Source organism: Streptomyces sp. NPDC027663, assembly GCF_055566415.1.
Genome location: NZ_JBVHSK010000014.1, coordinates 181547 through 205872 on the forward strand (window position 1 = coordinate 181547; position 24326 = coordinate 205872).

Here is a 24326-nt window from a genome sequence, read left to right on the forward strand (position 1 = left end):
GGGTTCCGTGCGGGTTCGGCCACGTCCGGTGACGACCGCACGGTCACTTGGTGCTCTGACGGGAGCGGGCGTTGACCTCGGCGAGGAGGGCGCTCAGCAACTCGTCCTGGCTCAGCGTTCGGACGTGACGCGGGTCGGCATCCCATTCGCGGCCGCCGCCGAGCGGCCGGACCTGGAGGTACGGGCCTTCGTGGCCCATGACCCGGCCGAGCCGGTCGCGGGTGGTGTCCCGTACGGCCTCTCCGACTGCCGGGACCTCGCTCGGGCTTCCGCCCCGGTCGTCGTCCTCCGTCACGTACTGATCCCCTTCAGGATCAGGTCCGCGAGCATGAGGGCCACGGGCGCCGAGCACACCCCGAGGTGGACGAGCGCGTACTGGGCCTCGTCCTCGCGGTCGTCCGCCCACGGGGTACGGATGTCCATTGCCGGGAGCTGGATACCGGCCCGGCTGAGCGCGGAGGCGAGGGCGTCACGGGCGTCGAGGGCCTCCTGGACCTTCGGGGCGGAGGGCGGCGGGCTGCCCGCGACGGGTACGTGGTCGATCGACGTCGTGTGGTCCGGGTGTCGCGGTGTGGGGGTCATCGTCGTCCTCGTCGGTCCAGTCCTACGGATTCCAGGACCCGGCTGCGCTGGGTGAATTACGCTGCGTAGTCCGGGCGTTACGAGGATGCGCCGGGATCTGAGCGGCCAGGCCGTGGACGGGGTCGTGCTTCCCCGCGCCCCGGAGGTCGTTCCACACCTTCCACACCGTCCACGCGAGCTTTTCGGAGGGGAGCCAGCCGTATGCCGCAACGACGCGTCATCACCGGCCGCAGCCAGGAACCACGTCAGCGCTTCGCCGAGGAACTGCGCACCCTGCGGGCGGGCAGCGGGACGAGCCTGCGGCAGCTCGGGGAACGGCTGGGCTGGGACTGGTCCCTGTTCGGCAAGATGGAGAAGGGCGAGACGCTGGGCAGCCCGGAGGTCGTCCAGGCCCTCGACACACACTACGGCACGCCGGGACTGCTGCTCGCGCTCTGGGAGTTGGCGGCTGGGGACCATACACAGTTCCGGGAGCGGTACCGGCGGTACATGGCGCTGGAGGCGAAGGCGGTGAGCCTGTGGCACTTCGCGGTGAGCGTCCTGCCGGGGCTGTTGCAGACGCCGGGGTACGCGCGGGAGGTGCTGGCGGCGGGTGGGCTGAAGGGGAAGGAACTGGAGCAGCAGGTCGAGGCTCGGATGGGGCGGCGGGAGTTGCTGGAGGGGGAGGACGCGCCACCGTTCCGGACGATGCTGTCGGAGGCGGTGCTGCGGACGCCGTTGCGGGATGCGGGGGAGTGGCGGGGGCAGTTGGAGTACCTCGGGGAAGTTGCGGAGCGTCCGAACGTCACAATCCAAGTCCTTCTACAGAGCGCTGGGTTGCATGGTCTGCTGGGGGTCGACGTCTGGTACCTGCTCCTTCCGCAGGGGAAGACCGTGGCGTACACCGAGAACGGTTACTGGGGCGAACTCATCGAGGACGCCGGTCCGGTTGTACGCCTGCAGAAGACGTACGATGCGGTGCGCGACCTGGCGCTTACCCCGGCGGAGTCGCGCAAGTTCATCCTGCGGATGTTGGAGGAAGCGACGTGCGATCCATCGACCTGAGTGCCGCGTCTTGGCGTAAGAGCAGCTACAGCAACCAGGATGGTGGCGCTTGCATCGAGGTTTCTGACGACTTCACGTCTGTCGTCCCGGTGAGGGACAGCAAGGTTTCGCACGGGCCGGTGCTCGTGTTCCCGGCGGGCGGGTGGGCGTGCTTCGTGGCGGCCGTCAAGAGCGGTCGCTTGAGCGATTGATCCGGAACGTCGACGGCCCTCGCGGTGATTGTTACCGCGAGGGCCGTCGACGTACCCGCGCTGGTTACTTCTTGGCAGGACGCCAGGCGCGCAGGTCGTCGTCGGTGAGCCCGTGCTTGCCCTGTTCCATCTGCCGGTCGCCCTCGAAGAACTTCGCGGGGGTCGGGGCGAAGAGCGGATCGGGCTCGTTGTGCCACTGGTCCAGCCACGGCTGGAGTTCCAGCAGCCCGGCGAGGAGCGGAGTGACCTCTTCGGTGGTCAGGCCCTCGTGGGTGGCGATGTAGGTGTCGAGCGCGATGGCCTGCTCACGGTGGTCCCAGCCGGCCCAGCCGTAGAGGGCGGGGGTGGCCGCGTTGGTCCGCCCGTACGAGATGAACCGCTCCTTGGGCACGTCCAACTTGCCGCGCGCCCGCCAATAGGAGGGGCGCAGGAAGTCGGCCGAGGTGTACTTGGGCGGCACGGGGATGGTGTCCCGGATCTTCCGCTTGGCGGGCTCGTCCTGGGCGGCGTCCTCCTGCCGCTGAAGATCCCAGACGTGCTCCCAGTCCGCGCGCTTCTTGAGCCCGGACGGCTTGTAGCGCAGGGCGGGGAGGAAGGGCACGTGCTCAGTCGTCATCAACTCGGCGACGACGATGGGCAGTTCCTTGTGCGGTGCGTAGGTCTTGGCGACGGAGACGAAGTCCTCTTCACGGGACAGGTTGTCGGTGAGCCGGGAGAGCGTGACGAGGGCGGGCATGCCGTTCTCGTCGAACCAGTGGGAACGGTCCTCGATCCGGTCGAGCAGCCAGCCCTTCAGCGCCTTTTCCTGAAGAGCGTCCCACCCTTCAGTGGCCCAGCGGCGTTTGTATTCGGGCCGTTCGACCATGCCAATGGCGCGGGACGACTCGATGGCGTCGATGCGCTTCTGAACGACCTCGCGGTACGCGGCGGGCCAGTGAGCAGGAATTTCCGTGATGGGCGTGGATCCATGCCGCTTGAACCACTCGGCACTGGCCTCGCCTGCGGCGACCCGACGGGCGAGCGCGATCTCGAATGCCCGCTCTCCAAGGGAGAGTTCGGGGATTTCGGGGGATTCGGGGTCTTCAGAGACACGCAGATCTTCGTAGTGGAGGTTGTAGAGGGAATAAACCTGCCAATCCAGCTCTTCTTGGAGGGCAATCATGCGAGCGCGAACAGAATGCCATGTCTTACGCAGTTTACGGATGGCTGCGGCAGTGTGATTGCTTCCTTCGGTGGTAGAGAAGGAGCTGGCTGCAGCGAGTTGACGGGCTAGGCGCTCCAGCGTCTCAGGCAGAGTGGTGGGATACGCGCTTGGCAGCGGGAATTCTTCGACTTTGGCGCTAGCGAATTCATATCGGTGCTCCCAGAGTTCATCGGAAATTCCGCCGCCGATTCCGCCGTTGCCCTTGGAGTGGCTCACCATTTTGAGCCAGAAGCCAGCGGTAGAGCTGTTCAGTACCCCCAGCAGCTGCAGATGGTCTTGCTCGGATTTCCCTGTCGGCAGTTTTATTACAGGAGCCGTTTGCTTGAAGAGTGAAATGCCTCGGTCAAGGGTGAAGTGATTGTGGGTTGAGACGAATGCAAAAGCGATCGACCATGCATGCGTTCCAGCGTCCTTGGGGAGTTGATGCCACTCCCACCATGGCCGTCCTGCTAGGAAGTAGGTACCGCCAGAAAAAGTTGCGCGACTACCAAGTTCGGTTCGGTATGGCCACAGTCCCGGCGACGAGGCCACTTCGGCTGCTAGATGAAGGAGCGCTCGATCTTTTGAGTAAGGATAGAAGGCCTGATTCGTGGTAGTGGCAGACCAGTCACGGACCTCTTCACCGACAATGATCCGGCGGGCCAAGCCAATCAACTCTGGTGGCCATGCACGCTCTGGGCGAATCATGACGTCATCGGCATGCGTCATCCCTACGAAGCCAATGCGTGTTGCCAGCTGCCCCAATGTCTTGGTGGAGTGTTTGCCGATGGTGTCGTTGAGTTCGCGTCCCCCATCTGCGAGAATCCAGGGTTGGGAGCTGAAGTAACGGTCTCGGTCAAGATCATCTACAGAGACCCACTGGCTTACTGACCCAGGTTTCTCGATTTGAGCGACTATGGCGGCCCAGACCTTGCCTTCCTGGCCGTCGTCGGGCGTGCTGGGTTCACCTTGTACGCTTCGTACGGTGCGAATGGTTGCGGACCGACTGCTTCCGTTCCTCCGTCGGCCTACCAGGATGATAGTGGGAGTCCCGTGCCCCGGAATGTAGGCCCCGGATGTGTCGATGACTTCCGTCAGCTCCACCTCGTGTCCGAAATAGTTCTCAATCAGTCGTGTGCCGAACTCACGCTTCATGAAGGAGTTCGCGGTAATTTGCCCGACCGTGCCGTAGTTGCGCCCGCTCTTGGGGTCCCCGGTTTTCGCCAGCTCGAAGAACCGCTGAGCAAACGGAACTGACAGAGCGTAAGTTCCTGCGCAAGCGTCGTACAGCCCTCGATAGAGCTCGTTAAGCTTCCTATCCTTCACTGTGATATACGGCGGATTCCCCACCACCACGTGATACCGCCCCGGCTCAAGAATCCCCGGATGCTCGTGCAGATCCTCCGTCTCGTACTTGAAGTCGGCCAGCTCATCAGCCCCCTCCTCCTCCAAGTCGTCGAACAGATTCCCCTGCTTGTGCCGGTGCTTGATGAGCGAGTCGCCCACCGCCAGGTGAATCGGCCACTCGTACTTCGCGGCCTCCGCCAGCGTCCGCACCCCACCCGCAGCCATAGCCGCCACCAACAACCGGAACCGAGCAATAGCCACCGCGAACGGGTTCAGGTCCACCCCGTGCACAGAGTCCAGCGCCTCCCGCACCCGCTCGTGCACGTCCTTGCCCGGCCGGCCGTCCGCCCACAGCCGCACCAACCGCCGGAACGCCCCCAGCACGAAGTGCCCCGACCCGCACGTCGGGTCGATCATCTTCAGACCCTCGTAGCCGAACTCCCGCACCGCCGGGTCCATCGTCCGGTCGAGGATGAACTCCTCCACGAACTCCGGCGTCTGGAGCAGCGCGTACGTCTTGCGGGCGGCCTCGCTCAGGTCCTGGTACAGGTCGCCGAGGAACCGCGTGTCCCAGCCCTGCGTCCCGTCGCCGTCCTCCTCCAGCGGATCCCGGAAGTCGTGGACGAGCACACCTTCCTCGTCCCTCACCCGCCAGAAGTCCACCAAGTCCCGCGCACCGTCGTGCGACAGCGGGATCTGGTACAGCGGGTTGTGACGGCGGTCGAACAGCAGCCGTCCCGCCTGCCCCGCGCCCAGTTCCTCGAACGCCTGCTCAAGCCAGCCCCGGTACGTCGGGTCGTCGGACCGCGCGACGTACTCCTCGAAGCGGGCCAGCGCCAGGTCGCGCCGGTCGTCCTCGGGGGCCGTCAGGTACGGCTCCGGGATCAGGCGGTTGTCCTCGCAGAAGCGGACGAACACCGTGCCCAGCACCCACGCGACGGCGACCTGCGTGACCCGCTCGTCCAGCCAGGAGTTCCACGTCGCCGCCGTACGGCCCAGCTTCCGCGCACGGTCGTACTCCGCGCGCAGCTTCTCGCCCTCCGGCACCACCTTCACCTGGCGCCCCAGGTCGGCCTCGACCGCCTTGACCTGCCCCTTCAGGTCGTCCAACAGGGCCTTGCGGTCGATCACTTGGCGTCTCCCTCGGTACCGTTCATCATCTTCGTTCCCGCCCCCACCGCGCCGGCCCGGTGGGCGTTGCGCACCCACGAGTCCGGCAGCTCTATCCACTCGCCCAGGCCCGCCTGGTACGCCACCGCCACGTGCCCGAGCCTCGGCTCGCGTGCCGGGTCCGGCTGCGGCACGAGCAGCCACAGTCCCCGCCCGCCCTGCCGGGCCGCCTCCGCCAGCCGGTCCAGGACGCCCATCGCGTCGTACCGGGCGAAGACCGCCACCTCCGTCAGGAGCACCGGACCCGAGCCTGCCCCGGGCGCCAGCAGCTCACGCACCCGGGGTTCGACCGTCCCCCACGCCGTCCGCGCGTACTCCGTGAACTTCATGGCCCCGCGTGATCCCGGCTCGGCCACGTCCGCCTTCAGCAGGGTCTCCCACGTCGGCTTCGTGCCGGGCGGCACCAGCGCGTGCAGGGCCTCCAGGAACAGCTCGGTCACCGACACCGGCTGCGCGCCGATGCGGTCCGCCGACAGCTCCCGTACCGCCTCGACCGTGCGGCCGTGGTGCACGGTCAGCACCCGGTAGCCGTCGCGGCGGGCGGAAGCGAGGAGCCGTTCGTCCGCGCGGACCGCTCCCGCGAGCAGCGGATCGTCCGAGTACCGGGTCGCCGCGCCGACGAAGGTGGACTGCCGGCCCGCCACGCCCGTCAGGTAGCTGGACGCGTCGTCCATGCGGGTGGGCAGGTAGCGCGGCTTCCCGGAGTCCTCGTGCGTCGACAGGGCGAGGTCGAAGCCGGCCTCGCGCAGCGCCTTGGTCAGCGGCCCGCCGGTCGGCAGCTCGTGCGTGCTCCTGCCCCGGGCGTCCTGGACGACCAGCTCGGGGAAGCGGGCCCGTACCCGCTCGTGGATGTCCTCCGGACGCAGGCCCGGCTGCCACGCCTCGGGAACCCCCGGGTTCAGCCGGACCAGTCCGGCTTGTGTGAGGCGCAGCGCCCGGACCAGGGGCAGGTCGCGCGGGTAGATCTCCAGGCGGGGCGTGGCCGCGGCGTTGACGGACGCGGCGGCGGCCAGCTCGACCAGGCGGCGCTCGTCCCAGTCGACCACGCCCGGCGGCGGGGTCAGCGCGCCCAGCTCGCTCAGTACCGTCGTCGCCGTGGGCAGGGTCTCCAGGCGGGCCAGCCGGTCGGCGGTCTTGCCCAGACGGGTGGCGTAGTCGAGGAGGCCGGGAGCCGTCGGGGTGTCGGGGGCGTCGACCTCGCGGACGTCCAGCGCGAGCAGCCCGGCCGCCAGCGACTCCTCCGTCGCCCTGCGGTTCGGCTGGTGTTGGAACTCGGCTTCCTCCGGCTGGAGTTGCTCCACCTCCACTACGGCGCGGACGGCCGCCAGGGCGAGTGCGCGTCGCTGCTCGCGCTCCGGAAGCTGCGTACCGCGCCGTACGGCGAGCGCGTCCGCGATCTCCACGGCGGAGGCGACCCGGCCGAGGTCCACCAGCAGCCCGACGATCTCGTCCCGCAGGGCCTGGACCGCGGGCAGCTTCTTCCAGCGCTTGCGCTCCTCCTTCAGCATCTGCGGGATGCGGCCGGCGGACAGCCCGAGCGCCTCGGCCACGTCCTTCTGCTTGGGCCACACGCCGATGCCGGGCAGCTCCCCGTGCTCGTCCGGCAGCCGCAACAGCAGCCGGACCATCTCGACCTTGTTGGCGTTGGAGCGGTTGTTGTTCAGCTCCGGGACGAACAGCGTGGCGAGCGTGTCCAGGCTCACCGAGCGCAGGGCGGACTCCGTCAGCCCGGCCGCTCCCTCACCGACCGCGAGGGCCCCGGCGACCGCCGACTCGGCGGCGGTGAGCTGGGCCAGTTCCTCCTTGGCCTCCGCCCGGCCCTTCGGGGTGAGCGGGGAGAGCGGCGTCTCGCGCAGCAGCCTGCCCCACTGGCGCTGGCGGCGCTGCACCTCGGTGCGGGTCTTGGTGCCGAGGCCCGGCGCGTTGAGGAGCTTGCTGCGGCTGTAGTCGAGGAGTCCGCCGACGGTGGTGATCCCGAGGCCGTAGAGGAAGGACTCGGCGGCCGGGGTGAGACCGGCGGCGGACAGGTGGGTGTCGCGGGTGACCGCCGCCGCGAGGCGCTCGCGCTGCTCGTCGGCGCTGACCGGTTCGGCGTCCGCGATTCCCGCGGGGCGTTCACCGGCCGGGGCCGGCTGCGGGGCGGGCTCGGGGTGGCGGGAACGGTGGCTGGACGGCACCGCCTGCGATGCGTCCAGGAAGATCCGCTTCCAGGCGTCCCGCATCGGCTTCAGGTCGGGGAAGCGCTGGGTCACGTCCCGGTGCAGGGCCTTGCGGAAGAAGGCGACCAGCCCGTCCCGCACGGCGGGCTCGAAGGCGTCGGCCTGGACGGTCGGGTACGGGAACTCCTTCTCGTCCGTCATCCGGGGCGGGACCGAGCCGTCGCCCCACTTCGGCAGCTCGCCCGAGGCCATCTGGTGCAGGGTGACGGCGACCGCGTACCGCTCGGCGTGCGAGTCGTACGCGGTACGGGTCAGGGTCCCGATGAACGGGTCGAGGTAGCCCTCCGTACCGGCCTCGTGGTCCTTCGCCGGGTAGCCCGCCAGCGAGAAGTCGATGAGGACCAGCTCGCGGGTGCGGTTGGGACGGATGCGGATGGCGATGTTGTCCGGCTTGATGTCGCGGTGCCAGACCCCCTCGCCCTCCAGGAAGTCGACGGCGCCGAACAGGTAGTCGCCGTACGCCTCCAACTGGTCCATCTGCAGGCGGCCGTGCTCGCGCAGCTGGCGTGCGACCGTCTCCTCGCGGCGGCGGGCACGGGTACGGGTGCCGGTCTCGGCGGCCTCCGGGTCGTGGTCGAGGCCCTCCCGCTCGTCGCCCACGTACTCCAGGGCGAGGACGGTGCGGTTCCCGATGCGCAGGGGCTCCGGCTCGACCAGCCGGATCACCCGGGAGTCGGGGCGCAGCCGGTTCATCACCTCGGCCTCCTGGACCAGGACCTGGCCCCGGCTGTCCGAGAGGGCGACCTTCAGGACCGCCAGCGGCCGGGTCCTGCGCGCCTCGGCCTCGAGGTCGCGGACGAGGAACGCCCGGCTGGTGGAGCCGGTGCCCAGGCGGCGGCGCACCTCCCAGCGACCGCCGAGCACGTCACCGGCAACCGCCTCCAGCGGGTCCTTCCCCGGGTCCTCGGCGGAGTCGGCGGGCTCGGGTCCGGCGGCCGAGGAGGGCGCGGTCAGACCGTCCTCGACGATCTCCAGCATCTCCAGGAACTCGTCCACCGACGACAGACGCTGTCCGGGGCGGTAGGCGGTCGCGGCCTGGACGAGGAAGTCGATGTCCTCGGACAGGCCGTCGACCAGGGAACTGGGGCGCAGGCCCTCGCCGGCCTCCAGGCGGGCCAGCAGCTCGGCCTGGCTCGCGGCCGGAGCCTTCCCGGTGACCAGCAGATAAGTGAGGACGCCGAGGCCGTACACGTCCAGGTACACCGGGTCGGCCTTGAGCGCGGTCAGCTCCGGGGCGAAGTACGGGTCGGAGCCCTCCGACAGGTGCATCGCCGACAGTGCCGTCGGGGCGAAGCGGGTCACGCCCTGGCCGCTCCCGCCCTCCGAACCGGACGCCCGCTGGGTGGCGATCTGCCAGTCCGAGATCTCCAGGCGGGGCGTGAGCCAGGCGGCGTCCTCACCGACGGCCTGCCCACGGCGCCCCCGGTCGCGGGGGACGACGTGGACGGCGCGGGCGGCCAGCGCCCGGTGGTGGATGCGGGCCGAGTGGGCGGAGCGCATCGTCTCGGCGAGCTGGCGGACCAGTGCCATCCGGCCGAGGATGTCCAGGCTCTTGCCGTGCTGGAGCAGGTACTCGTCCAGGCGCAGGGTGAGCGGGTCGTAGTCGAAGATCAGCGCGGGACCCGCCGCGTGTCCCGACGGGTAGTACTGCTTGAGCTGCACCACGCCGGGGTGCTTGAACCGCTGCAGCACCGCCGCCTCGCGGCGGGCGGCGTTCTCCACCGACCGCCGGATCGACGCGTCCGACCCGCGCTCGCTCAGATAGACGCGGACCCGGGCCACCTCGGGCAGCTCGCTGTGGTGCGCCTTGTAGTCGGCCCAGGTCGGGCCCGAGTCGAACGACTTCCGGTCCAGCTGGTACGGGCCGACCTTGTACTCCGCCTCGCTCCTGCGGATGCCGATCCGGTCCAGCGCGGTCTTGATCTCTCGGGATTCGACGGCCGTGATCCGGCGCCGCTCGTCGCGCGGCGGCCGCTTCAGCATCGCCACCAGTTCGTCGACGGTGTGCACGCCGTTCTGGTCGTGGGCGGGCAGGCGCACACGCAGACCGCCGTCGGTGAAGCAGACGGCCTCGCCGACCCACACCCGCCTGCCGTGCTGGCCGAGCAGGGAGGCCAGCTCCTTCGCCTTCTTGTTGACGAGGTGCAGGGGGTTGCCGTGCGGGCGACGGTGCCCGCCCGGGGTGGTCTGGATCCAGGTGCCGTTCTCGCTGGTGACGGAGCCGTGCCAGTCCTTCAGCTCGATCATGTGGACGCCGCCGGGGGCGACGACGAGCAGGTCCACCTCGCGGACGTGACCGGTGTGGGCGGTGAAGGTGAAGTTCGACCAGGCCCGCCACGGATCGGCGTCCGGCAGCCTCTCCCGGACGGCTTCCAGGCCACGGTGCTCATGGTCGAACTCGGACTCGGTGACCGTGGTCCACCGGCCTTCCCGCATGCGCCGTCCCCGCCTCTTGCACTCCGACTTCCAGTGGGCGTCCGCTCCTGGTCTCCCGGCCTTTCGCACCGTTTCCACCACGTCGCGGACCCGGTGAATCCTAGTCGTGGCCGCCGACAGCGGGCACGTCCCGGACGGCGGACCACGAGACGGGGGGAGGAGGACGCTCCGCCGCGAGTAGCCGAGCAGCGGACGCCCGAACCGTGGGCTCCTCGTCCGCGTGGCGCAGCCGACGGTGAGGCCGCGGCCGGCGGACGTCCGCGCCCGGCCGGAACGCCAGGGAACCACTCCGAGGACGCTGATCCCGCCGAGGCGCAGTTTGACTACTTCGACACCGGCGCCGAATCGCTCGACCTACGATGTGACCGGGGGGATCTCGGCGTCCCGGCGCGCGCGCCGACAGCCGGAACTTGGCGTGCCGTGTGAGCTCCTCCGCATGACCGAGACCCTCAGCAGCCAGCCAGGAGCGCCAGGTGCCGTACACGGCCGAGATCAGCCGCAGCAATCCGACGAGCATCATCTTCCTCGTCGATCAGTCGACCTCCATGAGCGACCCCATCGGCGGGGAGGTCCCCCAGCAGAAGGCGGACGTCGTCGCCGACGCCATCAACCGCCTCCTTACGGAACTCTCGGTCAAGTGCGCCAAGGAAGAAGGCGTACGGGACTACTTCCACGTCGCGGTCATCGGATACGGCGCCACGGTGGGCTCGGCGTTCGCGGGCTCGCTCGCCGGCCGTGACATCGTCCCGCTCAGCGAGGTGGCGGACAATCCGGCCCGCGTCGACGAGCGGAGCAAGAAGGTGCCCGACGGCGCCGGTGGCCTGGTGGAGACCGTGGTCAACTTCCCGCTGTGGATGGACCCGGTCGCCCATGGCGGGACCCCGATGAACCGGGCCCTCCAGTACGCCGAGAACCTCGTCGCCGGCTGGACGGAGCGTTACCCGGCCGGCTTCCCGCCCATCGTCATCAACCTGACGGACGGCGAGTCGACCGACGGCGACCCCACCGCCGCCGCCGAGGCCATCACCTCGCACGCCACCGCCGACGGCGCGGCGCTCCTGTTCAACCTGCACGTCTCCGCAGCGGGGGGAACCCCCACCGCGTTCCCCGACACCGCCGACGGACTTCCCGACGCCTACGCCCGCACCCTCTTCAGCATGTCGAGCCCGCTGCCCAGTCACATGCGCTCGTACGCCGCCTCCCAGGGCCAGCGGGTCAGCGAGACAACCCGCGGCTTCGTCTACAACGCGGACATCACCACGGTCGTGCAGTTCCTTGACATCGGCACCCGAGCCACCGAACTGCGGTGACGACTCCGCTCTCCTGCGTGTACGTCACGCACCTCGTGGCCCCGAAGCACGGGAGCACCGAAGACGAATGCGAGGACGCGGTCGCCGTGCTCCCCAGCCGCTCACACGACGAGATGCTGTTCGAACCCGTCACCGCGGGCGTCTGTGACGGTGCGACGGAAAGCGCCCTGGCCAAGGACTGGGCCCGGCTGCTGTCCCGCGCGGCGGCCGAAAGCGCTCTGCGGCGACCGGACCTCCTGTCCGGCGGAACCGCCTACGAGGAGTTCGCTTCGTCGGCGGTGGCCCAGTGGGATCCCTGGCTGGCGCAGTACACACAGGCGCGCACCGCGGAAGGACGGCCGCTGAAGTGGTACGAACACACCAAGCTGGCCGAGGGCGCCTACGCGACGCTGCTCACGGTGCGCGTCGATCCGGACTCCGGTGTCGAGCACGAAGCAGCTGAACCAGCGTGGCGGTGGCGGGCTGCCGCCCTGGGGGACAGCTGCCTCTTCCACCTGCGGGACGACCGGCTGGTACAGGCGTTCCCGGTGCAGGCCGTCGAGGAGTTCGGCACCACCCCCGACCTCTTCGGCAGCCGCAACCACGACGCGGCGCTGCTGGCCTGCCGTACGCGGTTCACCGAAGGTCGGTGCGCGCCCGGCGACCGACTGCTCCTCATGACCGACGCCCTGGCCGCGTGGTTCCTGTCGGTTCCGGACCAGGAGGGCGCGCTGCGCCAACTGCTGGAGTTCGCCGGGCCCGACGACCTGCACGGGTTCAAGGAGTGGCTGAACGGCCTGCGGGGCGGCGGACAACTGCGCAACGACGACGTGGCGGTCGTACGGATAGACTTCGAAGGACGGTGAACATGGGCTCGGCCACCGGTCCGCAGAGGCAGTTCCCCAGTGGCGGCGACTACGCGGAGGCACTGCAGCACACGCACCTGTGCTTCCGGCATCCAGAGCTCAAAGGCGCCCGGCCGGAACTGACCAAGCTCGGTCTGCCCCGCGCCATCTCCGGCGCCTTCGCCAGCGTGTTCTCGCTGACCTCCGCTACGTCGGGCCAGCGGTACGCGGTCAAATGTTTCACCCGCTACGTTCCCGACCAGGAACGCCGTTACCAGGCCATCAGCTCCCGGCTTGCCCAGCTGGACCCGGCCGGGCTCTCCCAACCGTGGGCTCTCGGCTTCGAGTACCTTCCAGATGCGATCAGCGTCGGGCAGGAGCGCTATCCGGTCCTGAAGATGGAGTGGTGCGAGGCCGTCACTCTGTCCTCGTGGCTCGACGACAACCACGCCGACCGGTTCGCCGTCGGCCGGCTGGCCGACCGGTTCGAGGCGCTCACCCGCGACCTGGCGGAAAACCAGATAGCCCACGGTGACCTGCAGCACGGCAACCTGCTCGTCGCGAGTGACGACACCCTGCGCCTGGTCGACTACGACGGCATGTACGTGCCGGCACTGGCCGGTCTGAACGGTACCGAGCGGGGACACCGCAACTACCAGTCGCCCCTGCGGGGGAACGACGACTTCGGGGACAACCTGGACCGCTTCTCCGCGTGGGTCATCTTCCTGTCGCTCAAAGCGATCGCCGCCGACCCCGCACTCTGGAACGGGCTGCACGAGCCGAAAGGCGAGTTCTTGCTGCTCACCGAGGAGGACTTCAAGAGTCCGAGCGGTTCCACACGTCTACAGACGCTACTGTCCCACCCTGACCGCATGGTGAGCAGCCTCGCCGACCAGGTGAGGTCGCTGGCCTTTCAGCCGCTGGACGTGCTCCCTCCGCTGGCCGGGACGGTCCCTGGGCAGCGCACCGCCGCGACGGGGGCCACGCGAACGGGCGCTTCCGGCACGGGCGCTGCCCCCGCCCCCGCTGCGGGCGGACTGCCCGGCTGGATGGCAGGACACGTCCCTCAGCCGGCCCCGCCGCCATCGACCGGACCCATGGTCACCTCACCGGACGGCTTCCGCGTCCGGACGCCGCTGGACGTCGTCACGGCCGTGCTCTGGCCCCTCGTGTTGGCCGCGACCGTCCTGATCGTCGTCGCGGGACTCTCGGCGCCGTTGATCGGGCCGGGTGTGCCCGTTGCCGCGGCCGTCGTGTTCACCGCGTTCGCCCGGAGCCGCCGCGTGGAGCGGGCACAGTCGCGGGCCGCTCTCGCCCAGCTGACGAACGAACTCGCCCGGCTCGGGGACCCGGTCAAGGCAGCCGAGAAGTTGCGCGAGGACCGGGCGAAGTTCGACGCGGCCGAGACGAAGCGGATCGCCGCCCACCCGCGAGCCCAGGACAAGCTCACAGCCCAGTACCACGCCGAGTTGAAGGAGGCCGAGAAGCGCAAGGTCCGCAAGCAGCGCGACCTCGACAAGAAGATCGACGGCCTCGCGGAGGAACTGCGCAGGGCCTTGGGCAAGGCACTCGCCGACAAGCAGTCCGCATATGTGAGGGACCAGCTCAGCCGTCGGCTGATCGCCCAGTCGCCGCCGCACGGCATCGGGCCGACGCTTGCCGCTCGTCTTGCGGCAGCGGGCATCCGGACGGCAGCCGACTTCAAGGGCTACCGGTCCGTGCAGAACACCAACTACAACAGCACCGGCGCCGTACTCGTGCTGAACAACGGCCGGGTGGTCGATGTCCACGGCATCGGCGAGGCCAAGGCCATCGCTCTCGACGTCTGGCGTAAGAGTCTGGTCACTTCCGCCGAAGCCCGGCAGCCGACCGCGCTCAGCGCGTCGGAGCGGCAGTCGGTCGAGCAGGGCATCGACCGCCGTCGGTCCCAGCTCGCCGCCCAGCGCAAGACTGTGGAGTCCGAGACCGATGCCTCGCGTGCCAAGGCGCGGAAGAAACTGGAGGACGGTCAGGAGCGGCTCAGCCGGGAGAACAGGCGCGCGGGTGACCGGGCCCGGCAGCAGCGGCAGGAATTCAGCCGGTGCGCGGTCGAACTCCAGCAGAACAGTGCGCTCCACGGAACGCTGAGTGCCTCCCTCGAGGCCGCCAAGCTCAGGCAGCGCGGGCTCTCGTACGCGAGTTACCTACGGTTCCTCTACCTCGGTCACTGAGGTCGCATCCCACCAGCGGGGAGCTGGGGCATTGTCGAACCGGGTGGCGCCCCCGCGGGGCGCGCACCGGCCTGTCATCAGCAAAAATCAGACATCCCGTACAGTCGCCTGCATTGGTCCGGAACAATGGGTCGACGATGAGCTCCGAGACTGCCGAATCCGTCGACTACACCCCGTTCGCTCACCTCACCACCCCCAACGCCCCCCTCTACCGCCAGGTCATGCGGGCGTTCCTCGCCGCCAAGGAGCGGTTCGCGGTGCATCTGCGGCCGGAGGACGTGTACGCCGCCCTGGACGCGGGGAGCCGGCCCGCCGACCTCGACGCGGTGACGCAGACGCTGGACAAGCTCGTGGAGTGGGGCAATCTGCGGGCCGACCCGGACCACGCGCGGGTGACGGCGGTCGAGGACTTCTACCGCAGGCGGTTCATCTACCAGCTCACCCGGGCCGGTGAGGCGGCGGAGGCGGCGCTGGGGACGTACGACGAGGTGCTGGGGCGGCGCGGCGAACTCCAGGCGGTCGCGCTGCACGACATCGTCACGCAGCTGCGGGCGCTCCTGGTGATCGCCGCGGAGGACGAGCCCGACCCGGCCAAGACATACGTCGCCCTGTCCGTGCTGACTGCGCGGTTCACCGACCTCGCCGACAACGCCCGCGCCTTCATGGGCTCGCTCCAGCGCACCATCGACCTGCACGACATCGAGGTCGAGGCGTTCCTCGCCTACAAGGACCGGCTGATCCAGTACCTGGAGCGGTTCATCCAGGACCTCATCACCCTGGGCGGGCGCATCGCCCTGCTGATCGGGGAGCTGGAGGAGCAGGAACGGGTCGGTCCGCTGCTGCGGCTGGCCGCCGCCCGCGAAGCCGCCGACGCCGCTCCCGAGGACGCCGAGCGGGCGGAGGCGGTGGCGTACGAGCGGTGGGCCGCGCGGTGGTCCGGGCTCGCCGAGTGGTTCGTTTCGGAGGAGGGACGGGAGTCGCAGGCCAGGCTGCTGCGCGGGCGGGCGCTCGGTTCGATCCCGCAGCTCCTGGCCGTCGTACGGCAGCTCAACGAGCGGCGGGCCGGACGCTCGGACCGCTCGGCCGACTTCCGCACCCTGGCGCGCTGGTTCGCCCAGGCCCCGGACGACGAGGCGCGTCACCGGCTCTGGCGGGTGGCGTTCGGGCTGCACTCCTCCCGGCACCTCACCGTCGACGCCGACACCCTTGCCGAACGGACAGCCTCCCCGGCGCCGGCCGCCACTCCGTGGAGTGAGGCGCGACCGCTGCGGATCAGCCCCCAGCTGCGCCGCACCGGCAGCTACGAACGCCGCGGCAAGCCGCGCCGGGTCACCGACCGGGGCGAGGCGAAGCGTCGGCTCGCCGAGATCGCCGCCCGGCAGACGGAGGAGACCAGGCGGGCCCGGGACCGCCTCGTGACGGACGGACCGGTGCGGCTGTCCCGGCTCGGCGGACTCGACCCCCACGCTTTCCAGTTGTTCCTGCGGCTGCTCGGCGACGCGCTCGCCACCTGGCGGCCGGGCACCATCACCACTGTCGCCACCAGCGGGGACGGATCGATGGAGATCCGGCTGACCGCCCTCGACGACGGATCGACAGCCGAAGTGCGCACTCCCTACGGTGTGTTCAGCGGCCCCGACCACCTGATCGACATCGTCGACCTCACGGCGGGGCAGGGCCACCGCGCCGCACTGGCGTCGGCACCCGTTCCCCTCCCCGCCCCGCGACGGGACACCGCTCCCCAGCTCGCGGAGGACCGATGAGCGGCCCCCTCGCCGAGGTCCTCGACGGCCAGCGGCAGGCCGACCTCCAGAAGGCCGCACGCGCCCTGCTGAAGGAGCCGCTGCTCACCGCCGACGGACCGTACGCCGACGAGTTCAAGCTGGTGCGCCGGCACACCGCCGAGCTGCGGGAGTGGTTCGAACGCAACGTCGGCTGGACGCTGCGCACGGACGCCGACGCCGCACGGCTGCGCAAGACGCCGGGCACCCTCACCGACGCCACGCACCCGGCGCGTGAGGCCGCCCGCAGCGCCCTGCCCTTCACCCGCCGCCGCTACGTCCTGCTCTGCCTGGCCCTGGCCGCACTGGAACGGGGCGAGTCGCAGGTGGCGCTCGGACGTCTCGCCGAGCAAGTCGTCCTGGCCGCCGCCGATCCCGAACTCGTGGCCACCGGGATCACGTTCACTCTGGAGCGGCGCGACGAGCGCCTCGACCTCGCGGCCGTCGTCCGCCTGCTGCTGCGGCTCGGGGTGCTGCGGCGGGTGGCCGGCGACGAGGACGCCTACGTCAGCGGATCGGGCGACGTGCTGTACGACGTGCGGCGGCGCGTGCTGGCCGGGATGCCCGCGTACCTGCGAGGTCCCTCCATGGTCGAGGCCGAGGGCTTCGAGGAGCGCCTGGTGGAGATGACCGCGTGGACCGCGCTCGACAGCGACGAGCTCAGGTTCCGGGCGGTCCGCTGGAAGCTGACCCGCATCCTCCTGGACGACCCGGTCCTGTACTACGACGACCTGACCGACGAAGAACTGGCCTACCTCACCCGGCAGCGAGGCTTCATCACCGCCCGCATCAACGAGCTGACGGGACTCGTCCCGGAGGTCCGGGCCGAGGGCATCGCCATGGTCGACCCGATGGACGACCTCACGGACACGCGCATGCCGGAACAGGGCACCCACGGTCACATCACCCTGCTGTTGGCGGGGCACCTGGCCCGGGCGGCCGGGCCCGTCGAACCGGCGGAGCTTGCGGCCCGCGTAAGGGAACTGGCCGTTGAACATGGCGGGTTCTGGTCCAAGTCGGCGAGGGAACCGGGCGCGGAGCCCGAACTCGTCGAGCAGGCGCTGACCAAGCTGGTGGCGCTGGGACTCGCCGAGCGCACCGAACGGGGCGTCGTACCGCGGCCCGCCCTCGCGCGGTACGCGGTCGGCGAGCCCGTCGTCAGGGAACCCGGACGGGCCCGCCGACCCGCCACGACCGAGCAGACCCTGCCGCTCGTGCAGCCCATGCAGGACGAAAGGTGAACCGCCCCGTGACCGCGCTCCCCGGCCCCCAGCCGCCTGGCCCCGCGCTCCCCGCTCCCGCTCCCGGCCGGTGGCGGCCCTTGCGCATCGGACTCGTCGACCTCTTCCACTACGACATCGAGGAGTTCTGGTTCCGCGACGGCCGGCTGCTGCTGCGCGGCAACAACGGCACCGGCAAGTCGAAGGTGCTCGCCCTCACCCTGCCGTTCCTCCTGGACGGCGACCTGTCCGCCCGCCGCGTCGAACCCGACGGCGACCCGGGCAAGCGCATGGAGTGGAACCTGCTCCTGGGCGGCGCGCACCAGCACCCCGAACGACTCGGCTACACCTGGATCGAGTTCGGACGACACGACGGCACCACGGGCGAGGCGCACTTCCGCACGCTGCTGTGCGGGCTCAAGGCGGTCGCCGGACGCGGCATCGCCCGCCACTGGTTCGCGGTCACCGACCAGCGGATCGGCGCGGGCCTCGACCTGCTGGACGCGACCGGGACGGCACTGTCCCGGGACCGGCTCGCCGAGGCTGTAGGCGGCCACGGCATGGTGTACGACACCGCCAAGGCCTACCGCAGGGCGGTCGACGAAGCCCTCTTCGGGCTGGGGGAGCGGCGCTACGGCGCCCTCGTCGACCTCCTGATCCAGCTGCGCCAACCCCAACTGTCCAAGCGTCCCAGCGAGGCCGCCCTGTCCCGGGCACTGACCGAGGCTCTGCCGCCGATGGACCAGGCGGTCGTCGCCGACGCTGCGGAGGCGTTCCGGTCGCTGGACGAGGAGAAGGAGGAACTGCGGGCGGCCCGCGAGGCCGAACAGGCGTCCTCGGCGTTCCTCGACCACTACCGGCGCTACGCCCGCCTCGCGTCCCGGCGCCGCGCCCGCCTGCCGCGCCGCGAACACGCCCGGTACGAGAACCTGCAACGGGAACTCGCCAAAGTGCAGATGGACCGGGACCACGCCGTGGCGGACCGCGAAGAGGCCCGCGCGAGGGGCACCGCCCTCGACGAGCAGGCCGCGCGGCTGGCCGCCCAGGACGCCACGCTGCGGTCCCGGCCCGAGATGCGCGATGCCCGAGCGCTCGACCGGGCGGCGGACGATGCCTCTCGCACGGCCGTGGAGCTGAAGCGGGCCGAGGCGGACCGGCGTACGGCGGCCGAAGCGCACACCCGGGCCCTGGGCCGGCTCGCCACCGCGGACAACCGGCTCACCGCCGCCCGGGAGACGCTGGACGGCATCCGGGACCGGGTGGCCGAGAGCGCCGCGGCCGCCCGGCTCGACGTCCCCCGGACGGAGGGAGCCCCCGACGCGGTTCTGCGCCGGGAGGCGGACGAGGCGACCGCGAGCAGGCGGCGCGCCGTCGAGCACGTGGTGGAACTCGCGACGCGCGCGGAGCAGGCCGAGGAGCGGCACCGGGCCGCCCGGCTGCGCGCCGACGAGGCCGACGAGGAGGTCGTGCACGCCGAGGAGCGGCTGGCCGAGGCGGAGGAGAACGTCGCCCGGGAGGGGTGGGCGCTTGTCACGGCCGTGCGGGAGCGATTCTCCGGATATGTGGAGCTGCGGGTGCCCGGGCTGCCGGGGGTCCTGGACGCCGTACAGGACTGGGTCCGCTCTCTGGACGGCCCGCTGCCGGCCCGGAACGCGGCAGCCGAGGCCCATCGCGCCGCCGCGTCGCGTCTGGCCGACCGAGCGGCCCTTCTGGCCCACCGCGAGGAGGCGACGGCGGAGCGGCAGCGGCTGGCGGCGGACGAACTGACCACTCTCGAAACCGGTGGGGAGCGCGGCCCCGCGGCTCCCCCCACGCGCACACCCGGCGTGCGGGACCGGAACCCCGGCGCTCCTCTGTGGCGGCTGGTCGACTTCCGCCCGCACCTGACCGAGGCCGACCGCGCGGGACTGGAAGCCGCTCTGGAGGCGTCGGGGCTTCTCGACGCCTGGGTGCGGCCGGACGGCTCCGCGGTCGTGGCGGACGGCCACGACGTGCTGCTCGACCCGGTCGGTCTGCTCGGCGGGACCGGCCTCGACCGCGCGCTGTGCCCGGCGGTCGACCCCGCGGACGCGGGGGCCGCAGCCGTGGGGGAGGAGACGGTCGCGCGTCTGCTCGCCTCGATCGGGCTGGCCGCGGTCGGCGATGACGGGCCTGGCGAGGTTTCCTGGGAGGCCGGTGGCCACGACACCTGGGTCTGTGCGGACGGTCGCTTCCGCGTCGGGGCGCTCACCGGCAGCTGGGCCAAGGACAGCGCCCAGTACGTGGGGGAAGGAGCGCGGGAGCAGGCACGTCGCGTCCGGATCGCAGAACTGCGCGCCGAGATCGACGGCTTGACGGCGGAGCGGGAGCGGCTGGCCGAGGAGTCCCGCGCCGTGGCCGGGCGCCGTGCCGTGCTGGACGCCGAACTCGCCGCACTGCCCGGCGACGACGACCTGCGGCACGCCCACGCACTCGTCACCGCCGCGGCCGAAGCGGTCCGTCGCGCCCGCGCCCGGCGGGACGAAAGAGCCGCGGAACTGGCTCCGGCGGCGGAGCGCGCCGACCGTGCGACGGCCGAACTCGCCGACACCGCGGCCGACCTGAACCTCCCCACCGACCAGACGGCACTGGGTGCCGTTCGCCAGGCGCTCGCCGACCACACCGCCCTCCTGGCGGCCCTGTGGCCCGCATTGCGCGAACGCGCGGAGGCCGAGCGCGCGGTGACCGGCGAGCGGGAGGAGACCAGCCGGGCCGACCTCCTCGTGTCCGAACTCGCCGAGCGCGCCACGGAGGCGGCTCGGGCGGCCGCGGCGGCGGACGAACACCTCACGACGCTCCGCTCCACCGTCGGAGCGGCCGTCGCCGAGCTTCAGCAGCAATTGGAGGAGACGGCCGAGGCGGCCCGGGCCTGTGAGCAGGAACAGCGGCAGGCCCGGGCGGAGTACGGTGACGCCGACCGGCGGGCCAGCCGCGCCGAGGGACGCATCGAGCGGCTCGCCGAGGACGTCACCGAGGCGACCGCCGCGCGGGAGGAAGCCGTCGCCGCGCTACAGCGGTTCGCCGCGACGGGGCTGCTCGCCGTGGCGTTGCCCGACATCGACGTACCGGACGACGGCGGAGGGACATGGGCGGCGACCCCCGCCATCGCCCTCGCGCGGGCCGTGGAGTCCCGGCTGTCCTCTATCGATGACACCGACGCGGCCTGGGAACGCGTGCAGAAGCGGCTGAGCGAGGAGTTCGGCAGGCTCCAGGACGCCCTGTCGCGGCACGGCCACACCGCCACCGCCCGCCCGAGCGAGGACGGCATGCGGGTCGACATCGTCTACCAGGGCCGGGAACGGGGCGTGCCCGAACTCGCCGAGGCACTGGCCGTGGAGGTCGCGGAACTGACCCGCATCCTCTCCGCACGCGAGCGCGAGATCCTCCAGACCCATCTGATCACCGAGGTCGCCGGGACGCTCCAGGAACTGATCGGTGCGGCCGAACGGCAGGTGGCCGCCATGAACAGGGAACTGGAGGAGCGTCCGACCTCCACGGGCATGAAGCTGCGACTGGTGTGGAGAGCGTCCCGCCGGGCCCCGCAGGGACTGGCCCAGGCCCGGGAACGGCTGCGTCAGTCCGCCGACGCATGGTCGCCCGAGGACCGGGCCGCGGTCGGCGCGTTCCTCCAGGAGCAGATCGCCCACCGGCAGGCCGACGACAGCACCGGCAGCTGGCTGGAGGACCTCACCGCCGCCCTCGACTACCGGTCCTGGCACGAGTTCGGCGTCGAACGCCACCAGCACGGCAAGTGGGTGCCCGCCACCGGACCCGCCTCGGGCGGGGAGCGCGTACTGGCCGCCTCTGTACCCTTGTTCGCCGCCGCATCCTCGCACTACGCGAGCGCGGGCGGTGCGCACGCCCCGCGCCTGGTCACTTTGGACGAGGCGTTCGCCGGCGTCGACGACGACTCGCGCGCCAAGTGCCTCGGCCTGCTCCGCGCCTTCGACCTCGATGTCGTCATGACCAGCGAACGCGAATGGGCCTGCTACCCCCAGGTGCCGGGCATCGCCATCGCCCAGCTCTCCCGCGTCGACGACATTGACGCCGTACTGGTGACGCGGTGGGAATGGGACGGCAGCGAACGGCGGCGCGGCACGGAGCCCGGTGCCCGGTTGGACGCGCTCGGGACGGCTGCCGGTGCCGGCGACTCCGGCGAAAGGCCCGCCAGGCCGGTGAGTCCTGTGGACGAGCCCGGACGGACCCCCGTGGTCGACAGCGCCGGCGGGCAGGGGGCCCTGTGGACGTGACCCGTCCGGCGACCCCGCCTGACCGCGACGGAGGCCAGGTGGCGGCCGGACGCACGACACCGTCGGCCGCCACCGCGGACGTGGTGCCGGCCGTGCCGCCACCGGGAGAAGCCCGGACCGACGTCGATACCGAGCGCCTCGGACGTCTGCTCGGCCATCCCGGCCTTGCCTGGTTCGTCGACCGCGTGCGGCAGCGCATGTCCCGCGGCCGGCCGCTCACCGGCTCCGTCGCCTTGTCCGACCCCGATGAATCCCAACGGCACGCCGCCGATCGCCTTCTCGGGCGGGCACCACGATCCAGCGGTTCCCTGAGCATTCGCCTCGCCACAGTGGACGAGATCCTGCGTCGCTCCGGTGCCAGCCCCGACGGACTGGCGGCAGCCGTCGTCGCCCTCACCGGCCCGGTCGTACTCCACGCCGAGGCACGGAACAGGGAGGAACGGGCCTGGGAGGAGGCGTACGCCCCGCTCGACACCCTCGACGGGGAGCTGGCCCGCTGGGCCGAGCGGATTCGCGGTGACGGTCTCGTACGTCGCCTCGCCCGAACACCGGAGGCCGCGGGCCCTCTGGTGGAGGCCGCCGTGCGCGCGTTGCGTGCGCTTCCCGCGTCACCCCCGACCTCGCGGGCGACGTTCGCGGCACGGAACCTTTCGGGTGCCCATGCCCTGGACGAGGGGACGCCGCTCGCCACTCTCGTCCTGTCCGGCATCCGTTGCCTCACCGACTTCGCCGACGGCTCCGGTGCGCAGTGGCGGCGGGAGGCGTGGGCCTCCGCGGGCTTGCTCAAGGACGACCTGTCGTCGACCGTCCTCACCCTCAACCTGCGCGGTACACCATTCCTCGACTGGATGGCCGACGCCGGGGAGCCGGCGGTGCTGACCCTCCGCTCCCTCACCCGTAGCGCACCGGTTGCCTCCATTCCGACGACGGGAACGGTTCACATCTGCGAGAACCCGGCCGTGCTGTCCGCCGCCGCCGACACTCTCGGCCCGGCGTGCCCGCCCATGGTGTGCCTCCAAGGGCAACCTTCGGCCGCCGCGCTCACCTTGCTGCGCGACCTGTCCATGCTAGGAGCCCGCCTTCTCTACCACGGCGATTTCGACTGGGGCGGTGTGCGCATCGCCGCAGCACTGGCGCGAAGCGTCCCTTGGCGGCCGTGGCGCTACACGGCCGCCGATTACCGAGCAGCAGTGACCGCAGCGGCCGAAGCCCCGAATCTGACGGGCCGGTCCGCTGCGACTCCCTGGGACCCTGCCCTGGCCGTCGCTCTCGCCGAGTGCAGTGTCCGGGTCGAGGAGGAAACGGTGCTGGACGACTTGCTCACGGACCTTGGACGGGGGTCCGCTGAGGCGCATTTCGCGAGTGCGGCGGGCGCCGATCCGACCGGTACCGAGCCATTGGCGAGCAGCGCTCTGTCGCCTTGGGAGTCATGACGCTCGTTCGACGCTCCAGGGCCCCAGCAGTCCACTCGAAGGATCGATGAACGCCCTCTGACCTGGTGCTTCTTCCAGTCCCTCGTCGTGCGACATGTTTCCGATGACGCATCACGTGGAGTGTGTCGCGATCCTTGAGCCGGCCGCGAAGGGCTCCTGACCTGCGATTTTGTCCGTGCGCATTATGCGCGGTGTGGGCGTTACGGGCGATATCTTGACGCTGAAATGACGCTCATTTGACGCTCGTTCTGACGGGGTGTCGGGTGCATTGCTGGGCTGGTCAGGGCGTCTGAAGGGACTGGGGTCGCAGAGGTCTTGTCTGCAGGAACTCCGACTCCGCGAAAAGGCCAGACGATGTGAGGGGGTGCCCGCAAAGTCGCGATATGGGCGAGTCCTCCAAGCCTATCGATCGCCGGGCGGCCATCATCATGGCGTCGCCGGGACACGATGGCTTCATTGTGCGAACCCATACCAAGCTGGCCAAGGAGCTGAACCAACGCTTCGCATACAACGCGTGCAGGGAACTGTTCCACCACCCCGACGACACCCCTTTGCAGGGAGTCGAACTGCCGCCGGTGCGGGACCGCGAGATGAGGTCAGTCAGCCGCCACAGCGGTACCTGATGCCCGGCGGGCCCTCGACGCCTTCATGAGCGACGTCCCCGATCCGTCGCCCGATGCCAAGTCGCCACGGTTCGCGAAGGGATAAGGACGTAGGCAGAGGGGAGAGCCTCTCCCGGCCTTCGGCGTCCGAGCGCAACAACTTGCCTGCATGGTCCAGCGTTTGCCCTTCTAATCCTTGACGACGGGGGCACTCGCGGTGATCGATCTGAAGGAAGCCATCCAGACGACTGATGACGAGCTGACGGTTGCGGCACAAGGGGCCAATAACTCCCTGCGCTTTCAGTACAGCAGCATCGAGCTGGAGATGACCATCGCCATGAGCGACTCACCAGAGCGCCAGGGCGTACTGAAGGTTTGAGCGTTGGACGGCTTCCGGAAGCGGATTCGCGGCAAGACCTCTACGCACTCGGTCCGGGTCACCATCGAGCCGCACACCTCCGCCGGGGGAGAAGTCGCTTATACGGTGCACGAGTGATCACCTCCAG

Annotated in this window: 15 protein-coding genes; 11 read left to right on the top strand and 4 right to left on the bottom strand. The window is 70.6% G+C overall.

Translation table 11 applies throughout. From position 1 onward, the window contains the following. Positions 1 to 43: 43 nt before the first annotated feature. Both ACZ4SF_RS30265 and ACZ4SF_RS30270 read right to left on the bottom strand, forming a co-directional pair. Entirely contained in the window at positions 44 to 295 is a 252-nt protein-coding gene (locus ACZ4SF_RS30265; protein WP_468390481.1) for a hypothetical protein, read from the bottom strand. Further along, on the bottom strand, positions 292 to 582 hold the full coding sequence (locus ACZ4SF_RS30270; protein ID WP_468390484.1) for a hypothetical protein: 291 nt from the start codon (positions 580 to 582) through the stop codon (positions 292 to 294). Before ACZ4SF_RS30270 ends, ACZ4SF_RS30265 begins: the two co-directional genes overlap by 4 nt. 201 nt (positions 583 to 783) lie before the next feature. Between ACZ4SF_RS30270 and ACZ4SF_RS30275 the strand changes: the two genes are divergently transcribed. Continuing rightward, positions 784 to 1626 (top strand): helix-turn-helix domain-containing protein, encoded by an 843-nt coding sequence (locus ACZ4SF_RS30275; RefSeq protein ID WP_468390487.1) that lies wholly within the window; start codon positions 784 to 786, stop codon positions 1624 to 1626. Then, the gene (locus ACZ4SF_RS30280; RefSeq protein WP_468390490.1) at positions 1608 to 1817 is read left to right on the top strand and encodes a DUF397 domain-containing protein; all 210 of its coding nucleotides are present in this window, start codon (positions 1608 to 1610) and stop codon (positions 1815 to 1817) included. The genes ACZ4SF_RS30275 and ACZ4SF_RS30280 overlap by 19 nt, the downstream gene beginning before the upstream one ends. Before the next feature lie 64 nt (positions 1818 to 1881). Here ACZ4SF_RS30280 and pglX read toward each other — a convergent pair whose 3' ends face one another. Next, positions 1882 to 5478: a BREX-2 system adenine-specific DNA-methyltransferase PglX gene (pglX, locus tag ACZ4SF_RS30285; RefSeq protein ID WP_468390493.1), complete on the bottom strand. Its 3597-nt coding sequence runs from the start codon at positions 5476 to 5478 to the stop codon at positions 1882 to 1884. Then, a complete protein-coding gene (gene pglW, locus ACZ4SF_RS30290) occupies positions 5475 to 10172 on the bottom strand; it encodes a BREX system serine/threonine kinase PglW (RefSeq protein WP_468390496.1) in 4698 nt (1565 codons plus the stop codon). Before pglW ends, pglX begins: the two co-directional genes overlap by 4 nt. Before the next feature lie 473 nt (positions 10173 to 10645). Between pglW and ACZ4SF_RS30295 the strand changes: the two genes are divergently transcribed. From ACZ4SF_RS30295 to ACZ4SF_RS30335, 9 genes are all read left to right on the top strand, one after another. Beyond that, the gene (locus tag ACZ4SF_RS30295) at positions 10646 to 11482 is read left to right on the top strand and encodes a vWA domain-containing protein (protein ID WP_468390499.1); all 837 of its coding nucleotides are present in this window, start codon (positions 10646 to 10648) and stop codon (positions 11480 to 11482) included. Then, a complete protein-coding gene (locus tag ACZ4SF_RS30300; RefSeq protein ID WP_468390502.1) occupies positions 11479 to 12327 on the top strand; it encodes a hypothetical protein in 849 nt (282 codons plus the stop codon). Before ACZ4SF_RS30295 ends, ACZ4SF_RS30300 begins: the two co-directional genes overlap by 4 nt. Before the next feature lie 2 nt (positions 12328 to 12329). Beyond that, complete coding sequence (locus tag ACZ4SF_RS30305; RefSeq protein ID WP_468390504.1) at positions 12330 to 14516, top strand: protein kinase family protein; 2187 nt, start codon at positions 12330 to 12332, stop codon at positions 14514 to 14516. 137 nt (positions 14517 to 14653) lie between these two features. Next, positions 14654 to 16279 (top strand): TIGR02677 family protein, encoded by a 1626-nt coding sequence (locus tag ACZ4SF_RS30310; protein ID WP_468390507.1) that lies wholly within the window; start codon positions 14654 to 14656, stop codon positions 16277 to 16279. Continuing rightward, positions 16276 to 17538 (top strand): TIGR02678 family protein, encoded by a 1263-nt coding sequence (locus ACZ4SF_RS30315; RefSeq protein WP_468390509.1) that lies wholly within the window; start codon positions 16276 to 16278, stop codon positions 17536 to 17538. Before ACZ4SF_RS30310 ends, ACZ4SF_RS30315 begins: the two co-directional genes overlap by 4 nt. Positions 17539 to 17546: 8 nt before the next feature. Next, complete coding sequence (locus ACZ4SF_RS30320) at positions 17547 to 21785, top strand: TIGR02680 family protein (RefSeq protein ID WP_468390511.1); 4239 nt, start codon at positions 17547 to 17549, stop codon at positions 21783 to 21785. Positions 21786 to 21823: 38 nt separating this feature from the next. Beyond that, complete coding sequence (locus ACZ4SF_RS30325) at positions 21824 to 23218, top strand: TIGR02679 family protein (protein ID WP_468390514.1); 1395 nt, start codon at positions 21824 to 21826, stop codon at positions 23216 to 23218. 383 nt (positions 23219 to 23601) lie between these two features. Next, positions 23602 to 23841, top strand: coding sequence for a hypothetical protein (locus ACZ4SF_RS30330; protein WP_468390516.1), 240 nt, complete (start codon positions 23602 to 23604; stop codon positions 23839 to 23841). A 196-nt stretch (positions 23842 to 24037) separates the two neighbouring features. After that, a complete protein-coding gene (locus tag ACZ4SF_RS30335; protein ID WP_468390519.1) occupies positions 24038 to 24199 on the top strand; it encodes a trypco2 family protein in 162 nt (53 codons plus the stop codon). The last annotated feature ends 127 nt before the right edge of the window (positions 24200 to 24326 follow it).

Excerpts from the sequence above, each read along its gene's own strand:
- ACZ4SF_RS30270 (WP_468390484.1), bottom strand. The coding sequence starts at position 582 with ATGACCCCCACACCGCGACACCCGGACCACACGACGTCGATCGACCAC.
- ACZ4SF_RS30275 (WP_468390487.1), top strand. The coding sequence starts at position 784 with ATGCCGCAACGACGCGTCATCACCGGCCGCAGCCAGGAACCACGTCAG.
- pglW (WP_468390496.1), bottom strand. The coding sequence starts at position 10,172 with ATGCGGGAAGGCCGGTGGACCACGGTCACCGAGTCCGAGTTCGACCAT.
- ACZ4SF_RS30305 (WP_468390504.1), top strand. The coding sequence starts at position 12,330 with ATGGGCTCGGCCACCGGTCCGCAGAGGCAGTTCCCCAGTGGCGGCGAC.
- ACZ4SF_RS30310 (WP_468390507.1), top strand. The coding sequence starts at position 14,654 with ATGAGCTCCGAGACTGCCGAATCCGTCGACTACACCCCGTTCGCTCAC.
- ACZ4SF_RS30315 (WP_468390509.1), top strand. The coding sequence starts at position 16,276 with ATGAGCGGCCCCCTCGCCGAGGTCCTCGACGGCCAGCGGCAGGCCGAC.
- ACZ4SF_RS30330 (WP_468390516.1), top strand. The coding sequence starts at position 23,602 with ATGGGCGAGTCCTCCAAGCCTATCGATCGCCGGGCGGCCATCATCATG.